17 protein-coding genes are annotated in these 18,789 nt (G+C 35.7%); 9 read left to right on the top strand and 8 right to left on the bottom strand.

Features of this window, described 5'->3' with window-relative positions; translation table 11 throughout:
• Window positions 1-797 precede the first annotated feature (797 nt).
• Entirely contained in the window at window positions 798-2,279 is a 1,482-nt protein-coding gene (locus H6W52_RS00380; protein ID WP_241277891.1) for a S41 family peptidase, read from the top strand.
• Window positions 2,280-2,282: 3 nt separating this feature from the next.
• Window positions 2,283-2,846 (top strand): YdcF family protein, encoded by a 564-nt coding sequence (locus H6W52_RS00385; protein WP_116098093.1) that lies wholly within the window; start codon window positions 2,283-2,285, stop codon window positions 2,844-2,846.
• A 48-nt stretch (window positions 2,847-2,894) separates the two neighbouring features.
• On the opposite strand, the gene H6W52_RS00390 is transcribed toward H6W52_RS00385, so the two are convergent.
• The 5 genes from H6W52_RS00390 to H6W52_RS00410 form a co-directional block, all read right to left on the bottom strand.
• Window positions 2,895-3,491: a hypothetical protein gene (locus H6W52_RS00390; protein ID WP_087710821.1), complete on the bottom strand. Its 597-nt coding sequence runs from the start codon at window positions 3,489-3,491 to the stop codon at window positions 2,895-2,897.
• A 17-nt stretch (window positions 3,492-3,508) separates the two neighbouring features.
• Window positions 3,509-4,009: an RNA polymerase sigma factor gene (locus H6W52_RS00395; RefSeq protein WP_108409771.1), complete on the bottom strand. Its 501-nt coding sequence runs from the start codon at window positions 4,007-4,009 to the stop codon at window positions 3,509-3,511.
• Window positions 4,010-4,198: 189 nt separating this feature from the next.
• Window positions 4,199-6,211, bottom strand: a complete 2,013-nt coding sequence (locus H6W52_RS00400) for a M4 family metallopeptidase (protein ID WP_116098095.1) — start codon at window positions 6,209-6,211, stop codon at window positions 4,199-4,201.
• A gap of 97 nt (window positions 6,212-6,308) precedes the next feature.
• Window positions 6,309-7,127, bottom strand: coding sequence for a hypothetical protein (locus H6W52_RS00405; protein ID WP_116098097.1), 819 nt, complete (start codon window positions 7,125-7,127; stop codon window positions 6,309-6,311).
• 10 nt (window positions 7,128-7,137) lie between these two features.
• A complete protein-coding gene (locus H6W52_RS00410) occupies window positions 7,138-7,641 on the bottom strand; it encodes an RNA polymerase sigma factor (RefSeq protein ID WP_076394552.1) in 504 nt (167 codons plus the stop codon).
• Between the two features lie 130 nt (window positions 7,642-7,771).
• Here H6W52_RS00410 and H6W52_RS00415 point away from each other — a divergent pair, with 130 nt between their 5' ends.
• Window positions 7,772-8,602: an alpha/beta fold hydrolase gene (locus tag H6W52_RS00415; protein ID WP_116098099.1), complete on the top strand. Its 831-nt coding sequence runs from the start codon at window positions 7,772-7,774 to the stop codon at window positions 8,600-8,602.
• Window positions 8,603-8,903: 301 nt separating this feature from the next.
• Here the strand turns inward: H6W52_RS00415 and H6W52_RS00420 are convergent, their stop codons facing one another.
• On the bottom strand, window positions 8,904-10,532 hold the full coding sequence (locus tag H6W52_RS00420) for an NADP-dependent glyceraldehyde-3-phosphate dehydrogenase (protein WP_116098101.1): 1,629 nt from the start codon (window positions 10,530-10,532) through the stop codon (window positions 8,904-8,906).
• A 573-nt stretch (window positions 10,533-11,105) separates the two neighbouring features.
• Here H6W52_RS00420 and H6W52_RS00425 point away from each other — a divergent pair.
• Complete coding sequence (locus H6W52_RS00425) at window positions 11,106-11,876, top strand: hypothetical protein (RefSeq protein WP_116098103.1); 771 nt, start codon at window positions 11,106-11,108, stop codon at window positions 11,874-11,876.
• A gap of 5 nt (window positions 11,877-11,881) precedes the next feature.
• Window positions 11,882-12,151 carry a hypothetical protein gene (locus H6W52_RS00430; protein WP_123891960.1) on the top strand — a complete coding sequence of 90 codons (270 nt, stop codon included), beginning with the start codon at window positions 11,882-11,884 and terminating at the stop codon, window positions 12,149-12,151.
• 134 nt (window positions 12,152-12,285) lie between these two features.
• On the opposite strand, the gene H6W52_RS00435 is transcribed toward H6W52_RS00430, so the two are convergent.
• Together H6W52_RS00435 and H6W52_RS00440 are read right to left on the bottom strand one after the other, a co-directional pair.
• Window positions 12,286-12,786, bottom strand: a complete 501-nt coding sequence (locus tag H6W52_RS00435; RefSeq protein ID WP_076394544.1) for a hypothetical protein — start codon at window positions 12,784-12,786, stop codon at window positions 12,286-12,288.
• A 108-nt stretch (window positions 12,787-12,894) separates the two neighbouring features.
• Window positions 12,895-15,429, bottom strand: a complete 2,535-nt coding sequence (locus H6W52_RS00440; protein ID WP_116098107.1) for a phosphoenolpyruvate carboxylase — start codon at window positions 15,427-15,429, stop codon at window positions 12,895-12,897.
• A 92-nt stretch (window positions 15,430-15,521) separates the two neighbouring features.
• On the opposite strand from H6W52_RS00440, the gene H6W52_RS00445 reads away from it, so the two are divergent.
• The 4 genes from H6W52_RS00445 (at window position 15,522) to H6W52_RS00460 (ending at window position 18,715) form a co-directional block, all read left to right on the top strand.
• Entirely contained in the window at window positions 15,522-16,052 is a 531-nt protein-coding gene (locus H6W52_RS00445; RefSeq protein WP_116098109.1) for a hypothetical protein, read from the top strand.
• Between the two features lie 114 nt (window positions 16,053-16,166).
• A complete protein-coding gene (locus H6W52_RS00450; RefSeq protein ID WP_087710837.1) occupies window positions 16,167-16,571 on the top strand; it encodes a hypothetical protein in 405 nt (134 codons plus the stop codon).
• Between the two features lie 33 nt (window positions 16,572-16,604).
• Complete coding sequence (locus H6W52_RS00455; RefSeq protein WP_116098111.1) at window positions 16,605-17,183, top strand: hypothetical protein; 579 nt, start codon at window positions 16,605-16,607, stop codon at window positions 17,181-17,183.
• Between the two features lie 368 nt (window positions 17,184-17,551).
• Window positions 17,552-18,715, top strand: coding sequence for an iron-containing alcohol dehydrogenase (locus H6W52_RS00460; RefSeq protein WP_116098113.1), 1,164 nt, complete (start codon window positions 17,552-17,554; stop codon window positions 18,713-18,715).
• Window positions 18,716-18,789 lie beyond the last annotated feature (74 nt).

Genomic DNA, 18,789 nt, shown 5'->3' on the forward strand with positions numbered 1-18,789 from the left:
TAAAACTGAAATTCCTTTATTTTTTATCTGAACAATTTTTAGCGATTATTTTTAACGTCAGTTTCACAAAGTTTTTTTTCGGAGTTTTTGTGAATGTTTTTTGTTCGCAATTGCGTTTCATTTATTAAACTTGTCTAAACTTTTTTACCGCAAAAGATGCAAAAGATTGTAACACTTTAGTTGTTTAAGCTGAATACTTAAATGGAAAAAAGAGGAAGAATTCAATATCAATTATGAAGAAAATAAAAATACAGACAGGGTTTCGCCTGTCTGAACGGGATAAACAATAGCTTTCCCAAAAAATAGTTTAAACAAATTTAAAAAATAATTTGCATATTAACATACCTTTTGAGGTTAAATTTAAAATGAATTTAAACGACTTCATTTTAATAATAAGTCTGTTTAAACTTTTATTTAACCGCAAAAGTCACAAAAGATCTACTAAATTTTTTATTTAAAGCTGATCATTATAAATGAAAAAGAACACAATAGTTTTTAAAAATCTTTGATTTTTATTCTTTTGAGCGCTTTGATTATCTTGGAAATTCGCTTTAACATCATCTTTTGTCCCTTTTGCGGTTAATTCTGAAATTAGTTTAAACAAGTTTAATACAAACTGGCGAAATCCAAAATGCTTTATTTAATTTGAAATATGTTAAAATTTTAAGTATTTTAGTTGTTTATGGTAAACATCAACAATTCATTGGGGTAAAGTAATTATTTTAGCATTGGTAAAATTGAAAATGCGCCTCAGAAATTATTTCATATTAGTATTAATTGTCTCGCTATGCTCTTGTGTGTCTGTAAAAAAGCATAATGAGCAGCAGAAAGTATGTATTTCCCCCGAAAAACTGAAAGAGGATGTTGATTTTGCCTATTCTAAACTGAAGGGAACGCACCCAAATCTGTACTGGTACATCACCAGGGAAACACTTGATTTTAAGTTTGACAGTCTTAAACAAACGATTCAGGAACCGCTTACGCCGCTTCAGTTTTATTTTAAATTGCAGCCTGTGATTGCGGAAATCCGTGAAGGTCATCTTTCGCTGAGAATTCCGTCCAAGAGAATTAGCAAAAAGGAAATTAAAACGCTGGAAGGAAAGAAAGGAATGTTCAGCCGTTTTGAATATTATGTGAAAAACGACAGGCTTTACATTATCGAAAATAAAGATTCGATCCAAAATATAAAGCCGGGAACAGAAATTCTCTCGATCGATAAGGTTCCTGTTTCTGAATATATTAAACGGTATAAAAAACTCATCAGCAGTGATGGTTTCAACACGACTTTTCAGCCTTATTTCCTGAAGGATGTTTTCTTCAATTATTATGTTGCAGAAAAAGGCTACGAAGACCACGCAACTCTGGAAACGGTTTATCATGGGGAAAAGAGGACATATGAACTCACAAGGGAATCAAAATCTGACGAGGATCTTAAGAAAGACAAGGAAAACAAAAAGCGGACGCAGGAGAAAAAAGTGAATGATTACGTTGCTTTGAGCAATTCTTATAACCGGAATTTTAAATTTTTAGATCAGGACAGTACGGTTGCTTACATTCAGGTGAAAAGTTTTTCGGGTGTTTTTTCTTCAAAGTTTTATAAAGAAACGTTCAGAAAGATTAAAAAAGCAGATGCAAAATATTTAATTATTGATATTCGGAACAATTACGGCGGTTCGCTTGAAGAAATTAATAATCTGTATTCTTACCTGAGTTCTGAACCTTATACTTTGATAAAACCGTCACAGGTAATCTCGAAATCGTCGCCTCTGAAAACCAATTATTTCAGAAAATCCGGTTTTTTGCAGTATGCTTTCAAAACATTGATGTATCCTGCATTTTTCTTCGGACAGACTTTCAGCACTTATAAAAAAGACGGCAAATTTTATTACAAAACAAGAGCCGACAAAGTATCCAAACCCAAAAATGATGTTTTTAAAGGGAAAGTTTTTGTGCTGATTAATGGCTCGAGTTTTTCAGCATCTTCTATTTTAACCTCAAAGCTTAAAAATGATAAGAAAGCAGTTCTTGTGGGTGAGGAAACCGGCGGAGCCAATGACGGTACGGTTGCCGGATTTTACTCTTATCAGACACTGCCTAATTCCAAGATCGATCTGCCCATTGGAGTTCTTCTGGTACAGCCCAATATTACGTTTACTGATACTAAAAAGGGGGTTGTTCCGGATGTAAAAGTTTCTGAAACCATGGAGGATATTCTTGAGAAAAAAGATCCTCAATTGGATTGGATCATGACTGAAATTGAAAAAGAAAAAAACCCATAACTAATGCAAAAAAGTATTTTAAAAATCTTAAAAATCATAGCTACTGCTCTGTTTTTATGGTTTATCATTCACTCCATTTATATTGTTACCGATGGTCTTTCTGATCAGGGAAAACGTGCCGATCTTGCCGTTATTCTGGGAAATAAAGTGAATGAAGACGGGACTTTATCAACAAGGCTTGAAAAACGTCTGGAAACCGGAATCGCGTTGTATCAGCAACACAGAATCCAAAAGATTCTCGTGAGTGGCGGATTGGGAAAAGAGGGTTTCTATGAAGGCGATAAAATGAAAGGATTTCTAATTCGTAAAGGAATTCCTGATTCTGTAATTATCGTTGACAATAAAGGAGATAACACAAGATTAACCGTTGAAAACACGCTTAATCTTGAGCCTCAGTTACATTTTAAGAGTATTATCGTTGTTTCCCAATATTTTCATGTTACCCGAACCAAAAAACTGTTTGAAGATCAAGGTTTTGAAAATGTAAGTTCAGCAAGTCCGGCTTATTTTGAATGGCGGGATCTGTATTCGATTTTGCGTGAATTTCCGGCTTATTATACGCAGTAAAGGTTTTCTTGGTTTTCGGCGGCTTCGCCGCCGAAAACCAAGAAAAATTTATTTTTTCAGTTCAGAGAAAAGCGTTTCAATCTGTTTAATATATTTTCCGTAGAAACCATTGAACCAGACTTTCCCCAGTAAAAACAGCAAAGGCATGGTGATGATCATGGTAGAAATCAGCGCGATGGCAATTTGCATATCCGTTAAAGGAACCGGTCGCGGAATAAATTCGAGGACGATAATAAGTTCACAGACCAAGAACGGCACAAAAGACAGATAAAAAGAAAGATAGTACTGCTTATTCAGGTTAAACTGATGCAAAAGATCCTGCAAACTGTCATACGTTTTCATCATCGTCTCGCTCATGTTTTTATACAGCTTAAAAAACTGACTGTAGAAGAAAAAGGTTACAAAAACCATGGATCCTATAAGAATCGTGATGTAAAATTTAAACTTAAAAGATCCTGCACAGACGGCAATTAAGGCAAAAGCAAAAACGAAAATAGCCACGGTAGACCAAAATTCCATCCGCATATTTTTACGGATTTTTTCCAGCGGAAGATGGATTCTGTTTTTCTGCTCAATGCTTATTTCAGGGGTTTCGTCGAAAGAATGATCTTCATTCCATGTATTTTTAAGGTCGTCTATATTCATGATGTCTGATTTAAATGTTATTGTGTATTTGCGTTTAAGATATCTTTCAGCTTGTTTTTGGCGCGGTTCATTTTTACCCTTACATTTCCTTCGGAAATCCCCATCTGTTCGGCAATCTGCTTTCCGGAAAAATCTTCGAGATAATAGAAAATAAAAGCTTTGTCAATAGGATTCAACTGATGAATGGCTTTGTACATGGCATTCAGTTTTTCTTCTTTTTCATGATCAAATTCTTCCTGAATGATTTTATATTCCGAAAAATCTTCATTTCCTATAAAGCTTCTTCTTTTTTCGTTTTTAAGGAAAATAATGGCTGTATTCAGGGCAATTCTGTACAGCCAGGTCGAAAATTCGCTTTCTCCTTTAAACTTGGGATACGCTTTCCAGACCTGATAGGTGATCTCCTGAAAAAGATCATCGCGGTCTTCTTTTTCGTCCATGTACATTTTAGAAATCTTAAAAATGATTCCTTTATGTTTTTCTATTTCTCTTAAAAATTCGTGTTCTAATGAGGTCATAATTTTACGCTCTATAGAATTAGTTTGCCCTTTATAAAAATGTTACAGTTTTTTTATTTAAATCTGTTTAAACATTTCGTAGAATTCTAGTTGCAGGGTAACATAGAACATTTAAAGATTTTTTTTAACAAAAAACCCGGCAGAAATATTCCGCCGGGCATTCATTGTGTTTTTTTTGATGCTGAAAACTTATTCTACTACTATCTTTTTAGAAACAGCAGTACCATTTACACTAATTTTAATGATGTAAATTCCTTTTTGGAACCCAGAAATATTAATTTTATTGGTTCCTTTATTTAATTTTTCATCCTGTTTTACCAGTTTTCCTGAAACATCATAAATTTCGAAGGTTGCATCATTCTTAGTATTTTCAATGGTGAACACTCCGTTTTTAACAGGATTTGGATAAACATTAAATTGACTCTCTAAATTATTTTTAACTTCATTGGTCGAAAGAAGCCCATTGCCAATGCCTACTGCATACCATGCTTTCACGTTTTGCTGCTGCTCGTTACCTGTTGCTCCATAAAGATCTGTAACCGCCTGTTTACTGGCTGTATAAGCATCTATAAACTGGCTGTTTGCAGTAAGATAGTTCGCAAGTGTTCGGTACGCTATTTTTTCGGCTTTTTGGATCGTAATTCCTGTTACGTTAAATGCATTTCCAATATCATTTGTTCCGGAACCTCCTGCTGATAAAAGATAAAACCAATAGTTTCCTACCCCGCTGTTTGTATGAACTCCCCCATTATCCGTAGCACTTGTGGGATCTACCCAATAAGTTCCCTGATAAGTATCCGGTTGCTGCGACCCCAATGCTGCAGGACCCGAGTTCGGATTCGACATGCTTCTTAAAAATGTAAAGCCCAGAGCCGGGTTCGGAATCCCCTCACCAATCGTCCAGTTCGGACTGATATTAGAATAAAATTCTATTGATGCTCCAAATATATCTGCAAAAGATTCGTTTAAAGCTCCTGATTCGCCCTGATAAGCAAGATTTGCTGTTCGGCTCACCATTAAATGAGAGTATTCATGACCTGCAACATCTATTCCCACAAACGGGCTAAAATATCCTGATAAACCCTGATAAACGCCGTTTCCATAAACCATCGCTACAATCCCCTGTGTATCGATTGCGGCAGCATTTACTCCGTTCGCAGGTTGTCCTGCACTTGCAAAATTGATATTGTAATAATTTCTTACAATGGATCCGTTGCCATCATAAGAATTCCTGTTATGTCTGCTCACATAGTAATCATGAGCCTTTGCCATTGCCCAGTGAACTTCAACAGGAGGTTTTGTATCTGCTGTCGTGAAGTTAGGTGTTGTACTCGTATATTCAGTAATCGCACCTGTAAGCTCACCGGTTGCAGTATTTCCGTTTCCGTCCCAGTTGGTACCGTTCAAAGTATGGATATTTCTCGCATTATCTTTCAATCGGTAAGATCCGCTGTAAGAATCCACAGTTATCTGCTGATTTCCCTTATAGAAAGTGGCACTTGTAGAAGAAGTATCTGCAAAAGGTTTTGCGATGTTTATGATTTCATTATTGTGCTGATGAATCTTTTCTAACTTTTTAACAACCTGCTTGGTTGCATTATCTACATAGTACAAATAACTCTTCAGAGCCTTCAGGGAAAGTGCATTAATCTGAGATGCAAAATATAGCTTTACCCCTTTAGCAGAATTTACTTTTGTGATAACCTGCTCAAAATCGGTAAAGGAGAGATTCGGAGCCTTCATATCATTACTTACGATATTTTCTGTCTCGGATTTCGTAAGCGGCTGTGAGATCTGTAAATCTATATTGTCTGTAAATTCTCCGTTTACAAAAGTAAGAATCCCGTTTTTCTCGTGAACCAGAATTAATTCATCTGCAACCTTTACATTTTTATAATAATGCTGAAAAGATGAATGTTTAATTCCCAATTCATCCGTAGCAGTTTTTACCAGTGAAAAAGAATGATCTCCATTACTTCCCAGCCACTCCCCTAAATAATTAATAAGATAATCCGAAGGAATATTCTGCCCGCTGAAATCAGCACTGAAATTTCCCATTGATGAAGTAGTAATACGCTTAGGAAAATTTTTCACAGAAAGCTCTGTACGTTCTTTTTTCTGAGCCTTTACCAGAGAAAGCGGTGCAATACCGATAGCAAATGAAAAAATCAATGCTTTAACAATTGTAACTGTCTTTTTCATATTATTCTTTTTTGATTAAATCTGACAGTTAGTAGGAAAAGATAAAGTTTGTTACAAAAAAGACAGCAATTCTATTAAAATTAAGAATATTTATTTTTTAATTCCCTTTGTTTAAAGCTTTTTGAAGGATATGCAAGTCGATGAAATCAAGCTTTGCGCCGATTAGAATAACCGCCAATAAGACAATCGTTAAAAATACAATAATGAAAACATAAGCGGAAGTAAACCACAATACTGTGTTCAGGATATTTCCTTTAATTCCGAATTTTTTGATGAAATATTTCCGGGAACGTTCAAACCACGTTTTATCTCTATTTTTTCTTTGTTTCATTTCTACTTCAACGCCATTAAGTTCATCCACAAGACATACAACATCTTCAATGTATTTTCCGTACATATAGTAGATCCAGTACTTTATTAAAATAAACAAAACAAAAATGGCGATCAAAAAACTGACGACAAAAACAGCAAAATGGTAATCTATATTAAACTGAAAATCAATCTGCTCAAGAGAAGAAACAAAGGCTAAAGGAATATAGGAGATGTAGTATGAAATATAAATTTCCTTAGAAACCAAAAGTTGTGTTTTGAGGTTGAAAAGATCATAATTGGTATTAATACTTGTCTTTTTCAGCATTTTATACAGCTTAATGAATCTTGAATAAAAATAGATGATAATCACTAACGTAAGAACAGCGACTAATATCGAAATTGTCTTTACATTAAAATCTTCCGTTGCAAAAGGAAATCCTATTAAAAGCATAGGAAGCGTGAGAATCATCAGCCAGAATTCAGTTTTCATGTTGATTCTGATCATTTCCAGTGGCGAATGTATTTCGTTCTGCTTTTCCAAAGAAATTTCCGGAAGCTCCTGATGATCTTTTTCCCAGAGTTCTTTAAAATTTTCTAATTTCATACCTTATAGTTTAGAGAGCCGTTTGTTTTTCGATAATTTCTTTCAGTTTTGTTTTCGCCCGGTTCAGCTTCACTCTTGCATTTACCTCCGTTATTCCCAGTTGTCTGGCTATCTCCTTTCCCGGAAAATCTTCCAGATAGAAAAAAATCAACGCTTTGTCAATAGGACTTAGCTGATGGATCGCTTCATACATCATTTTCATATTCCTATCCTCTGCATCATTATAAGATTCCTGCTGAACACGGAGATTTTCTATACTCTGATTCTGTATAAAACTACGTTTTTTTTCGCTTCGGAGAAAGACAATGGCGGTATTAAGGGCGGTTCTGTACAGCCATGTGGAAAATTCACTTTTTTTCTGAAAATCGCTGTAGGATTTCCACGCCTGATAGATGATCTCCTGATAGAGATCATTCTGATCGTCGGGATTATCCATGTACATCTTCGAGATCTTGAAAATCACTCCTTTATGCTTTTCAATTTTCTCTAAGAATTCCTTTTCCAGTAAAGACATTTTTTAGGCTATGCTTCAGTTAGTAGGAAATGCTGCATTTTGTTACAATAATTGTTTTAAATTTTTACATACCACATTGTTATTTATGGCTTAATATTTGAAATTCATCAGTAACACCAAAAATATAAATATGCCTTACATTACAAAACAGGACGATCAGAACGTTCAGCTTTACTATGAAGATTTCGGATCCGGACAACCCATTATTTTAATCCACGGATGGCCTTTAAGCGGAAAATCGTGGGAAATGCAGATTCCGGTACTTTTAAATTTAGGATACCGCGTGATCGCATACGACAGAAAAGGTTTCGGAAAATCTTCACCAACTTATGACGGATACGATTATGACGGACTGGCAAAAGATCTTTATGAAATCATCTCACAGTTAGACCTTAAAAATGTTATCCTCTTCGGATTTTCTATGGGAGGTGGAGAAGTCGTGCGTTATTTAACGAATTATGGTTCAGAAAATGTAGACAAAGTCGCTTTAATTTCATCCATCATTCCGATTGTAAAACAGAAAGAAGACAATCCGGACGGAGTTCCTAAGGAAAAACTGGACGAGATAATGAATGCGCTGAAAACAGACCGAATCACTTTCCTTGAATCTTTCCACAAAGATTTTTATAATTTCGGAATGCTTTCAAAGCCTGTAAGCCAGAAACAACTGGATTTCGACTGGGCAATTGCTTCTTTCGCGAATCCTATTGCCACCATAAAATGTGCTGAAAGCTGGGCAAATACAGATTTCCGTCCCGAATTAGCCAACGTTAACGTAAGAACACTGATTGTTCATGGAGACTCGGATAATATTGTTCCGATTGATACTGCGGGAAAACAGGCTGCACAGGGAATTGCCAATAATGAATTTGTTATCATTGAAGGTGCGCCTCACGGTTTAAATGTAACCCACGCAGATGATTTAAACAGTATTATCAGCAGATTTTTAACGGAAAAATAACTTTTCTTCCAAATATATGTTTTTGATTTTTACTAATCAAATAATCCGCAGTCCTTTCAGATTGCGGATTTTGTTTTATGGTCGTTATTTAACTAATTTCAAATTAAGCCGCAAAAAATAAAGCTAGGCTTAAGAATAATCAAATTGCTTAAAAGAAGAAAATCGAAGATTTTTATAAACTAATGTGTTCTAATAATGCTTAAAATTATTATAAAATCTTATGTGACTAATATGTTTAAAAAAAACTCTTACTCATGTTAACTTTTAATAAAGTATCAAAATCATATTAAAAGATCATTAATTAAAAAATATAATCTGTACTCAGGAAATTAGAATCATGATCTCTTACAATCGTGTTCAGGAGATTTTTATTGGAATCTGTAACTTTTGCAGCCACCAAAGAGCGGATTGAAAACGAACGAAGCGCATCAAAAACAGAAAGTGTTCCTTCCGCACTGTCTTTTCTTCCGGTGAACGGGAAAACGTCCGGTCCGCGCTGAGCCTGACAATTGATATTCACTCGGCTTACCAGATTCACAAAAGGATCGATTAATTTTGAAACTTCCATCGCATCTTCACTGAAAATACTCACCTGCATTCCATGATCTGCATGAACCTGATACTCGATGGGTTCCTCGATATCATCAAAAGGAACCACCGGAATTACAGAACCGAACTGCTCTTCATGATACAACTTCATTTCATGATTTACCGGATAAACCACTGCCGGAAAAACAAAAGATTCTTCTGTAAAACCACCGTTTTCATTTAAAACTTTAGCACCTTTCGACAGCGCATCATCTATACATTCTTTCAGATAAGAAGGCTTATTCACTTCCGGAAGCGGAGTGATTTTCACGTCTTTTTCCCAAGGAAGTCCCGGTTTCATGGCAGAAACGGCTTCTGTCAATTTGCTGGTAAATTCTTCTGCCACCTCTTTCTGAACAAAAATCAATTTCAAAGCGGTACATCGTTGTCCGTTAAAAGACAGAGATCCCAAAATACATTCGCTCACGGCAACATCCAGATTGGCGTGTTTTGTAACGATAGCCGCATTCTTAGCATCTAAACTTAAAATCGCTCTTAAACGATTAACTTTTGGATGCAGTTTTTTCAGCCCATTCGCAACTTTACTCGATCCGATGAACGCAAGAACATTCACTTTTCCGCTTTCCATGATCGGCGTAATAATTTCAGAACCTTTTCCGTACAACGTATTTACCGTTCCTTTCGGGAAAGCTTCTTTAAAAGCACTTAATAAAGGGTAATGTGCTAAAACACCATGTTTTGGAAGTTTAAACAGAATCGTATTTCCCATAATCAACGCCGGAATCAGCGTCGTGAAGATTTCATTTAAAGGATAATTGAAAGGTCCCATGCTTAACACCACACCAAGCGGAGCTCTTCTGATTTGGGCAATCGTACCTTCCGCCTGCTGAAAACGGGAAGATTCTCTGTCGAGATCTTTCAGTGCATCAATCGTCTGGTTGATGTAATCCACCGTTCTGTCGAATTCTTTCGTGGAATCTGCTAATGTTTTTCCGATTTCCCACATCAGCAATCTGATCACAAGATCTCTCTGCTGAATCATTAAGTATACAAATTTCTGCATACATTTTATTCTTCCTTCCACAGACATTGTTGGCCACTCTCCCAGTCCGTTGTCATACGCTTTTACGCAGGCATCCAAAACTTTCATGGCTTCATCGGGACCGATATTCGGGATGCTTCCCAACAGTTTTCTCTCCAGACCATTTTCTGTACGGATACAGACCGGAGAATAAATATTCTGCATCTCTCCGTTCCATTCTACCAATTCGCCATTGAGAAGGTATTCCCGCTGATGAATTTCGGGAACTTTATATTCTTCGGGAATTTCGTTTTCGGATTTGAATATTTCATGAAATGACGGACTGTTTGCTGAACTCATAAATCTTTTATTTTTTTAATATTGGTAAGGTTAAAATTTGTCTATACTAAAGGTAGACCTAAAAATCGATTTTAAAAAGACCTTCGTAATAGATTTGCTCTATTTAAAACAAAAATTAACATTCCGTTTCCAGATTAAAGAAACCTATCATTTTCTTCTTCTGTGATCTTCTAAGTATTGAAAATAAACAAAAACTCATGTGATTGATGTGTTACACCTTGAAACAGTAGAGTTACTCCATTATTCAGAATGGAATTTTGCGAAGCGTGATGCAGTGAAGAATCTGTTAAAAATTAAAGATTTACGAGTTGAAAATGTAAGCACTTTTTTTTAACCACAAAAGCCACAAAAGATTTTGATGCATTTATAAAAGATAATAAGCATAAGAATAAAAAGAACACAACAGTTTTAAAAATCTTTGATTTTTATGCTTTTAAGGGCTTTAATTATTCTGAAACTGGGCTTTCTCATTATCTTTTGCGGTTAAAAAAAGCGATTATATTTAGCTTGTTTTTTACAATTTTCAGCGCTGAAAAACCATAATAAAATTGTAATTTTCAGGAAATAAAAAATATGAAGAAACTCGGGATCATCGGCTGTGGCTGGTTGGGAAACCATTTGGCGGAACGTCTGTCGAAAAACTATGAAATTTTTTCTACCACCACAACGGAAGCAAAACTGGATGTTTTGAAATCTAAAGGATATCATGCGGATCTTGTAAAATTTCCAGATGAAACTGATGCTGACATGAAACCGTGGAAAATAGCTTCTGAACTGGACACCATTATTTTTGCCGTTCCTTTTTCAGGATTAAGAGGTTCCAGAATTCTTATGACGGGAAAAAGAGAAAACCTGCTTCGTTTTATCGGAGATTTTAACCGTCAGATTTTTTATACAAGTTCCACAGGCGTTTACCCGGATATCGAAAAAGAGTTTTCGGAGGATGATCTTCCAGCAGCGGAAGTGGAAAGTGAAAACTTTATGCTGGAGAAATTCCCTCAAACCAATATTCTGAGACTGGGCGGTTTAATGGGTGGTGAAAGACTGCTGAAAAACTACAATATATCTCATCTGGATCAGTTGGTGAATCATATTCATTATGCAGACATCTGTTCGGTTGTTGAAAAGATGTTAGACCAGAAATCTCAGACTAAAGTTTATAATGTTGTTGCGCCGATTCATCCCAACAAAGAAGAAATAATCAATGCGCAGAAAGGTCTGACTTATGAAGGGGAGAGAAGAAGAAGCGGAAGAATAATTTCCCCTGCAAAATTAATGGAAGAGCTGAATTTTGAATTTCAATATCCCGATCCGAGATATTTTCACCTGAATGTAAATAATTAATAAAAATGATGACTGTTTTATCTTGCGGACCTATTTTTGAGCCTTTAATGGGGGTGCTGTTTTCTACGGTTAGCTGTATTGGATTTCTGATATTTTTAGCAGTTCGTTTCTTTAAAGGCGAAACTTATACCCTGTTGAAAAATTCAGGAACCGCGAACAAAACCTTCAGTATTATTCTGTATGGTGCAGCAGGAATTGTAGTGACGGCTTTTGTCTGGTTTATTCTCACCTTTATGTTTACGGCACTTGTTTTCTGGTATACCAAAAATTTTTAGAGCTTTAAATTTTAAAGTAAAAAAGATCCTTCCACAAGCTCAGTATGACTTCTCCGGTGCAGACTGTTATTTTCAACGGTGTAACACTGAGCCTGTAGAAGGCTTATGATAAAATAATTGACAGGTAATTTATTCTATCTGTTCATCAATATGTTTTCAATCGATTCTAAAATTTCTTTTTCAATATTTTCTTCGGTAATTGTTTCAAGAGTGTATTTCTGTTCTTTGAAAGCAGCGGTTCCCGTTCCGTTCTGAAAAATTGTGTCCTGATGAATTCCGATGCGTTTCAGATTTTTATCGGCAACGAACATGATGTGCGGAAATTTATCATTCGCATAAAAATTAGATTCCACATTTCTGGAAATCTGAAGTTTCATATGGGTTTGTGAATTGACGCCCAAACCGTTTTTATTTTCTTCATTAAAAGTTACTTTACAGCCAAATCCGTTTTCTCTCAACATCCTTCTGAATTCCTGCATTTTGGGTTCAATGAGGTTTTTACTCAGTGTTCTGAACCCTTCAATAAACATATCTTCCTCGCTTTTCTTCTTGGCAAGACTTTCCTGCAGTTTTTGTTCTTCCGTTTTTAAATTGGAAAACAGAGAATTGAGCCGTTCTATATTTTCTTCCTTCATGGTAATTAAAAATCAATAAATAATTGTCCTGTTTTTACGACCAGAATTATCGTGAAATTTTTTAATTGTATCCTAAATTAAGTAATGACTAATTGGTATTATTTTCTACTAAGCCGAATTTCTGCTTGCATTAATATTTCCGAATAAAGAACGCGTCACCAGTTTTCCATATGCTTCCAGATCGCCTTCTCCTTTCTGAATTTTCATTAATGCATATTGCTGAATGCTCAGCAAAGGCAAAACGATTCTCTCGCGGATTTTCACCGATTTTCTGGAAAGCGGATCTTCTTCCTGAAGCATTTTAAAGCCTGTTAATTCCAGCATAATATTTTTGGAAAGATTGTATTCATCAAACAGAACATTCCAGAATGCACCGAATTTCGGGTTGTTTTTAATATAATACGTCAAGGGAAAATAGGTCTTGTTCATACTCATCATCGAGTTTAAAACCAACGTTTTAAAGAAATCCGAACCTCTGTACAATTCTCTTACCTCATCAAATCTCCCCTGTTCTTTCAACTGCTGCATCGCAAAACCAAATCCGAAGAATCCCGGAACATTCTGTTTTAGCTGCGACCATGATCCTACAAACGGAATCGCTCTTAAATCCTCAAATTTCAGCTCACTTCCACCTCCTCTTTTTGACGGACGGCTTCCGATATTTGTTTTTCCGTAATATTCGAGCGTACTCATTTCCTGAAGGTAGGGTACAAACATAGGATGCGCTTTCAGATCTGAATATTTTTTATAACTGATTTCAGCCAGTTCGATGATTAACGCCCTTTCTTTTTCGGTTAATTCTTTTTTCGAATTTTTGAAAACATCATTTTCCACTCCGGCTGTTAAAAGTTGCTCGAAATTATATTTTGCCTGTTCTTTATTTCCGAAAATACTCGTAATCGTCTGTCCCTGAATCGTTAATTCAATTTTATTATTCGCAATGGTTTTCCCTTGTGAAGCATAGAAATCGTGGGTTTTTCCGCCCCCTCTTGCAGGAGGACCGCCTCGCCCGTCGAAGAACACGACTTTAATTCCGTTTTGCTCGGAAAGTTTCGTTAACACTTCTTTGGCTTTGTAAATTTCCCAATTCGCTTTCAGATAACCACCATCTTTCGTTCCGTCCGAGAAACCTAACATAATGGTCTGCTGATTTCCTCTTTTTTCCAGATGCTTTTTATAAACAGGATTTTGGTACAATTCGTTCATTACATTTTCTGCATTGGCAAGACCTTCCATTGTTTCGAAAAGCGGAACGATATCCATATTGATTTCTTCTTCCTGATAACTGCAGACTTTGAAAAATGCATACACATTCATCACATCTTTTACCGCATCGGAATTGGAAATAATATAACGGTTCATTCCTCTCAATCCGTTCAGTTGCTGGATTTCTGAAATTTGGGAAACCGTAAGCAAAGTATCTTTTACAATATCTTCAAAATCATCCGGATTTACTTTTTCACTAACCTGAATTAGCTTATTGAATTTTTCTTCGTGCGTAGCATCAATGGCTCCGAATACTTTAGCAAAAACCTCATCAATCACTTTCTGATGGATTCTGCTGTCCTGCCGAACATCCAGAGTCGCAAAATGCGTCCCGAAAATCTTCACACGGTCTTTGAAATTCACCAACTGATCAAGGAACAATGAATTGTGCTGCTCCACGAGGATTTTTTCGGCTTCTTCCAGTCTTTTGATAATATCATCTGCCGTAATTTTTTCATTTCTGAAAATCGCGGAATACAGTTCGTTGCTCAGTTTTGTTAAAACCTCTGAAACGCCTCTGAAACTCAACCTTCTCCGAACCGATTTCAGGTTGTTGTAATAGGCTTTTAAAATTGCAGTATGCAGTTCTTCTGCTACTCTTTTCGTGACTTCTGCCGTTACAAAAGGATTTCCGTCGCGGTCTCCTCCCGGCCAGAAACCAAGCTGGATCAGATCTTCATGTAAGTGAAAATGATCGTTTTCGAATGTTGTTTTTATTTTCGTGAAAAGTTCTCCGATGGTATCGTAATACACATATCTCAAATAATAAATGATGCTCAACGCTTCATCAATCGGAGTTGGTTTTTCTTTATTAACGAACGGCGTTTTCCCCAACTGCTGCAAAAGCATATCGATATTCGTGATAGAATCGGTTGTAATGGCATTTCTGAGGTCGTGAAGGATTCTCTGTACAGAATTCGGGTAAAACTGTGTCGGGTGCGCCGTAAACACAATTTTAATGGCAAAATCTTTCAGTTTTTCACGCACTTTTTCCAATTTATGATCCTGAAGCGAACGTTCGTACATATTGGTTACCGTTCCGTTATCACTTTCGGAATGCAGGTTCGGAAATGCAGCATCTTCAATACTGTCAAACAAAACCACCTGTCTTTCAATGTATTGAATGATTTTGAAAAGAAGTTCTGTTTTCTGTTCTTCAGTCTGCAGATCGGTATGATTTTTAAAGAATTCTTCAACGATTTCTTCAGGCGTTTTTCCGGCTTCATAGCCGATTTTGCTTTCTTCACAAAGGAACGGAAGCAGCATCCCGATATTCGTCATTTTATCATAAGGCAGGCTCATAAACAATGAATTGTAGATCTGGAACTTATTTTCCACGATCTGCCTGAATTTTTCTGCGCGTTGGTCGTGTATCATATAACAAATGTAGGGGATTTTGAGTGGAATTCAAATGGTGTTTAGTTGAAAATTATATAAATTTGTTTTCAATAACCAAGATAATATTAATTATGGCTAGAACAACTTTAGAAGATTTTTTAAAACGTTCAATTGAAGTACATGGTGACAAATATGATTATTCAAAAGTTGTATATAAAACAACAGAAACTAGAGTAACTATTGTATGTAAAATACATGGAGATTTTCAATTAAGACCTCGTGCTCATTATTCAGATAGAAGAGGATGTGACGAATGTGATAAAACAGGAAAAAGTGGATTTCACAAAAGTGAATGGGCAGATAAAATAAAATTTGTTTATTTATTAGAGCTTTATGGAAATAGTGAAAGATTTTTAAAATTTGGAGTTACAATAAAAGGTGTTGATGATAGAGTTACAAGAGGCGAAATTCCATACTCCTATACCACACTTTTTGAAAAAAAATTAAGCGGAGAATTAGCAATGTCAATTGAGCAAAATATAAAATTAAAATATAAGAGTATTACTTATAAACCTTTTTTAAATTTTCGCGGAAGTACCGAATGCTTACCGTTAGCAATCAAAAACAATATTTTGAATTATTTAGAAAAAAACACTCTATAAATTTTATATTTATTTAAAAACTTATTACTATACTAAGATTCAAAGATGTTAGGAAATAATTTTGAAATAAAAATTTAAATACCTATTCTACACCAACCATCAATCCATAATCCCATGAAAAAAATACTCCTATTCCTACTTCCCCTTCTCCTTTTCTCCGCCTGCGGCGAAGACTGCTACAATGCGCCACAACCGATTGCTTTTAAATTTGTGGATTCCAACGATGTGAATCTAATAACGGACGGAACGCTTACCAATTATTCGGTGAAAGAAGAAAACCAGACTAATATTCAGCTTACGAAAACCAATGATGATATGGTTATTCTGGAAAATGTGGGTGCTTACAACGGAACGAAAAATTATACGTTTACTTCCAATATTAAAAATTTCACTTTTACCATCCAGTCGTCGGAATTTAAAGGAGGCTGCGATGGTTTTCAGATCAACAAACTCACGTTTACTGGCATTGGAATTGATGTGAAAGACGAGAACGGCTACTACAAAATTATTTTCCAGTAAATTTCTGTTCGCTACATTTGCAAAAACAAAAGAATGAAAGTATTATTTCCGGTTTTACTGCTTTGCTCAGGTTGGATATTCAGCCAGAAAACCGTTCCTGCAGACTTCAAAAAAATTCCGGAAATCCTTGATAATACAGAACTACTCTACCCTTTTATCGTTCCGGATAAAAAATACGAATACTGGAGTGTTCTCAGAAATAATCCCGATCCTGATAAAGCCATTATTTACGAAAGCCAGATGCCGGATTTGATGACGTTGAATGATCCTGCACCGGAAAAAGGATTTTTTCAGAAATGTATCGGAGAAAATTGCTTTTCCTACATTTTAGTCTGTGAAAAAAGCCGGTCGAAATATTTTTCAAACGAACAGCAGCTAAGAGATTTTATCGGATTTGTAGACAATCTTCCGGAAGCTATTTTAATTGCCAATACTTTCGAATATACGGTTGACAGCGCCAATCAATTGGGAAGTTCTTATAAAATTGAAGATCAGCACATTTCGCTGTATCTTTCAAAATCTAAAAATGGTTCTGAAACTAAAGAATCTTTTTTCATTAAAATCAATAGAAAAACCGGAAAATTAGAGGTAAAAAGTAACGGAGCTTATTAAAGTTTTTTTTGTTTTTTTGTCATTCTGAATGGAATTTTATGAAGCAATTTGCAATGAAGAATCTATTTATATGAAGTTTTTTGAGATTTTCGACTCCACTTTGTTGCGCTCAAAATGACAGTGTTGTAGATTGAATGAAAGAGTTTTTTAAACACAAAGTCACATAAGATTTAAAATAATTTCTAAGCTTTATATCAGAACACATTAGTTTTTGAAAATCTTTGATTTTCTTCTTATGTGATCTTTTAATGATTATTCAACAAAATTCAATAGTTTTAATAAAAGAGAATCATTAAAATTTTAAAACTTTATTAACTTAGTTTTTGTGTGGTATTGCGTAATTTTGAATTCAAATAAATTTAAGAACAATGCTTAATTTCGAACTAAAAAATCCAACCAAAATACTTTTCGGAAAAGGTGAAATTGCTAAAATTTCAAAAGAAATTCCTGCAGATGCCAAAATTTTAATGATTTACGGAGGCGGAAGCATCAAAAACAATGGTGTTTACGATCAGGTAAAAGAAGCTTTAAAAGATCATGAAGTGCATGAATTCGGAGGCGTTCCTGCCAATCCGGAATATGAAGTATTAATTAATGCTTTACGCTTTATCAAAGAAAATAATATTACTTTTCTCTTGGCTGTCGGAGGCGGATCTGTAATCGACGGAACAAAGTTTCTTTCCGCTGCTGCAAATTACGGTGGAGAACCGTGGGAAATCCTTACGAAACCTGTAAGAACTTTTGAAGGCGAAGGAATGCCTTTCGGGACTGTTCTTACACTTCCTGCAACGGGCTCTGAGATGAATTCGGGTTACGTGATTTCCAGAAGAGAAACCAACGAAAAATTGTCTTCGGGAGGTCCGGGATTATTTCCTCAATTCTCGGTTCTAGATCCGGAAGTGGTGAGATCTATTCCGCAAAGACAGATCGTTAATGGTTTAACGGATGCTTATACTCACGTTTTGGAACAATATATGACGGCTCCTTCTTCGGCAGATCTTCAGGAAAGAATTGCAGAAAGTATTCTGATCAGTATACAGGAAACGGCTCCGAAAGTTCTGGCGGAGGAATTTGATTATGACGCAGCCGGAAATTTCATGTGGTGCTGTACAATGGCTCTTAACGGACTGATTCAGAAGGGTGTGATTACAGACTGGGCGGTTCACGCAATGGGACATGAACTTACGGCTTATTTCGGGATCGATCATGCAAGAACTTTAGCCATTATTGCTCCGTCTCATTACCGTTATAATTTCGAAACCAAAAAAGGTAAACTGGCTCAGTATGCGGAAAGAGTCTGGGGAATTAAAGACGGAACGGTTGATGAAAAAGCAGAACTGGGAATCAAAAAGCTGGAAGAATTCTTCCACAGCTTGAATATTGATACGAAGCTTTCTGAATATACGGAGGATTATAAAGGAACGGCTGAAAGAGTGGAAAAAGCATTCACTGAGAGAAACTGGCTTGGTTTGGGAGAATATAAAAAACTGACTCCTCAAGATGCTTCTAAAATTGTGGAAATGAGCTATTAAAGACTGAAAGTATCAGAATTAAAGATGGAAGTTTATTCTTATGCTGCTGAAAATAAAGCAGACAGGGATAAACT

It is taken from the genome of Chryseobacterium sp. C2(2020) (genome assembly GCF_014218915.1).
GTDB lineage: Bacteria > Bacteroidota > Bacteroidia > Flavobacteriales > Weeksellaceae > Chryseobacterium > Chryseobacterium mucoviscidosis.

Excerpts from the sequence above, each read along its gene's own strand:
- H6W52_RS00385 (WP_116098093.1), top strand. The coding sequence starts at position 2,283 with ATGCAAAAAAGTATTTTAAAAATCTTAAAAATCATAGCTACTGCTCTG.
- H6W52_RS00390 (WP_087710821.1), bottom strand. The coding sequence starts at position 3,491 with ATGAATATAGACGACCTTAAAAATACATGGAATGAAGATCATTCTTTC.
- H6W52_RS00395 (WP_108409771.1), bottom strand. The coding sequence starts at position 4,009 with ATGACCTCATTAGAACACGAATTTTTAAGAGAAATAGAAAAACATAAA.
- H6W52_RS00400 (WP_116098095.1), bottom strand. The coding sequence starts at position 6,211 with ATGAAAAAGACAGTTACAATTGTTAAAGCATTGATTTTTTCATTTGCT.
- H6W52_RS00405 (WP_116098097.1), bottom strand. The coding sequence starts at position 7,127 with ATGAAATTAGAAAATTTTAAAGAACTCTGGGAAAAAGATCATCAGGAG.
- H6W52_RS00410 (WP_076394552.1), bottom strand. The coding sequence starts at position 7,641 with ATGTCTTTACTGGAAAAGGAATTCTTAGAGAAAATTGAAAAGCATAAA.
- H6W52_RS00415 (WP_116098099.1), top strand. The coding sequence starts at position 7,772 with ATGCCTTACATTACAAAACAGGACGATCAGAACGTTCAGCTTTACTAT.
- H6W52_RS00420 (WP_116098101.1), bottom strand. The coding sequence starts at position 10,532 with ATGAGTTCAGCAAACAGTCCGTCATTTCATGAAATATTCAAATCCGAA.
- H6W52_RS00425 (WP_116098103.1), top strand. The coding sequence starts at position 11,106 with ATGAAGAAACTCGGGATCATCGGCTGTGGCTGGTTGGGAAACCATTTG.
- H6W52_RS00430 (WP_123891960.1), top strand. The coding sequence starts at position 11,882 with ATGATGACTGTTTTATCTTGCGGACCTATTTTTGAGCCTTTAATGGGG.
- H6W52_RS00435 (WP_076394544.1), bottom strand. The coding sequence starts at position 12,786 with ATGAAGGAAGAAAATATAGAACGGCTCAATTCTCTGTTTTCCAATTTA.
- H6W52_RS00440 (WP_116098107.1), bottom strand. The coding sequence starts at position 15,429 with ATGATACACGACCAACGCGCAGAAAAATTCAGGCAGATCGTGGAAAAT.
- H6W52_RS00445 (WP_116098109.1), top strand. The coding sequence starts at position 15,522 with ATGGCTAGAACAACTTTAGAAGATTTTTTAAAACGTTCAATTGAAGTA.
- H6W52_RS00450 (WP_087710837.1), top strand. The coding sequence starts at position 16,167 with ATGAAAAAAATACTCCTATTCCTACTTCCCCTTCTCCTTTTCTCCGCC.
- H6W52_RS00455 (WP_116098111.1), top strand. The coding sequence starts at position 16,605 with ATGAAAGTATTATTTCCGGTTTTACTGCTTTGCTCAGGTTGGATATTC.
- H6W52_RS00460 (WP_116098113.1), top strand. The coding sequence starts at position 17,552 with ATGCTTAATTTCGAACTAAAAAATCCAACCAAAATACTTTTCGGAAAA.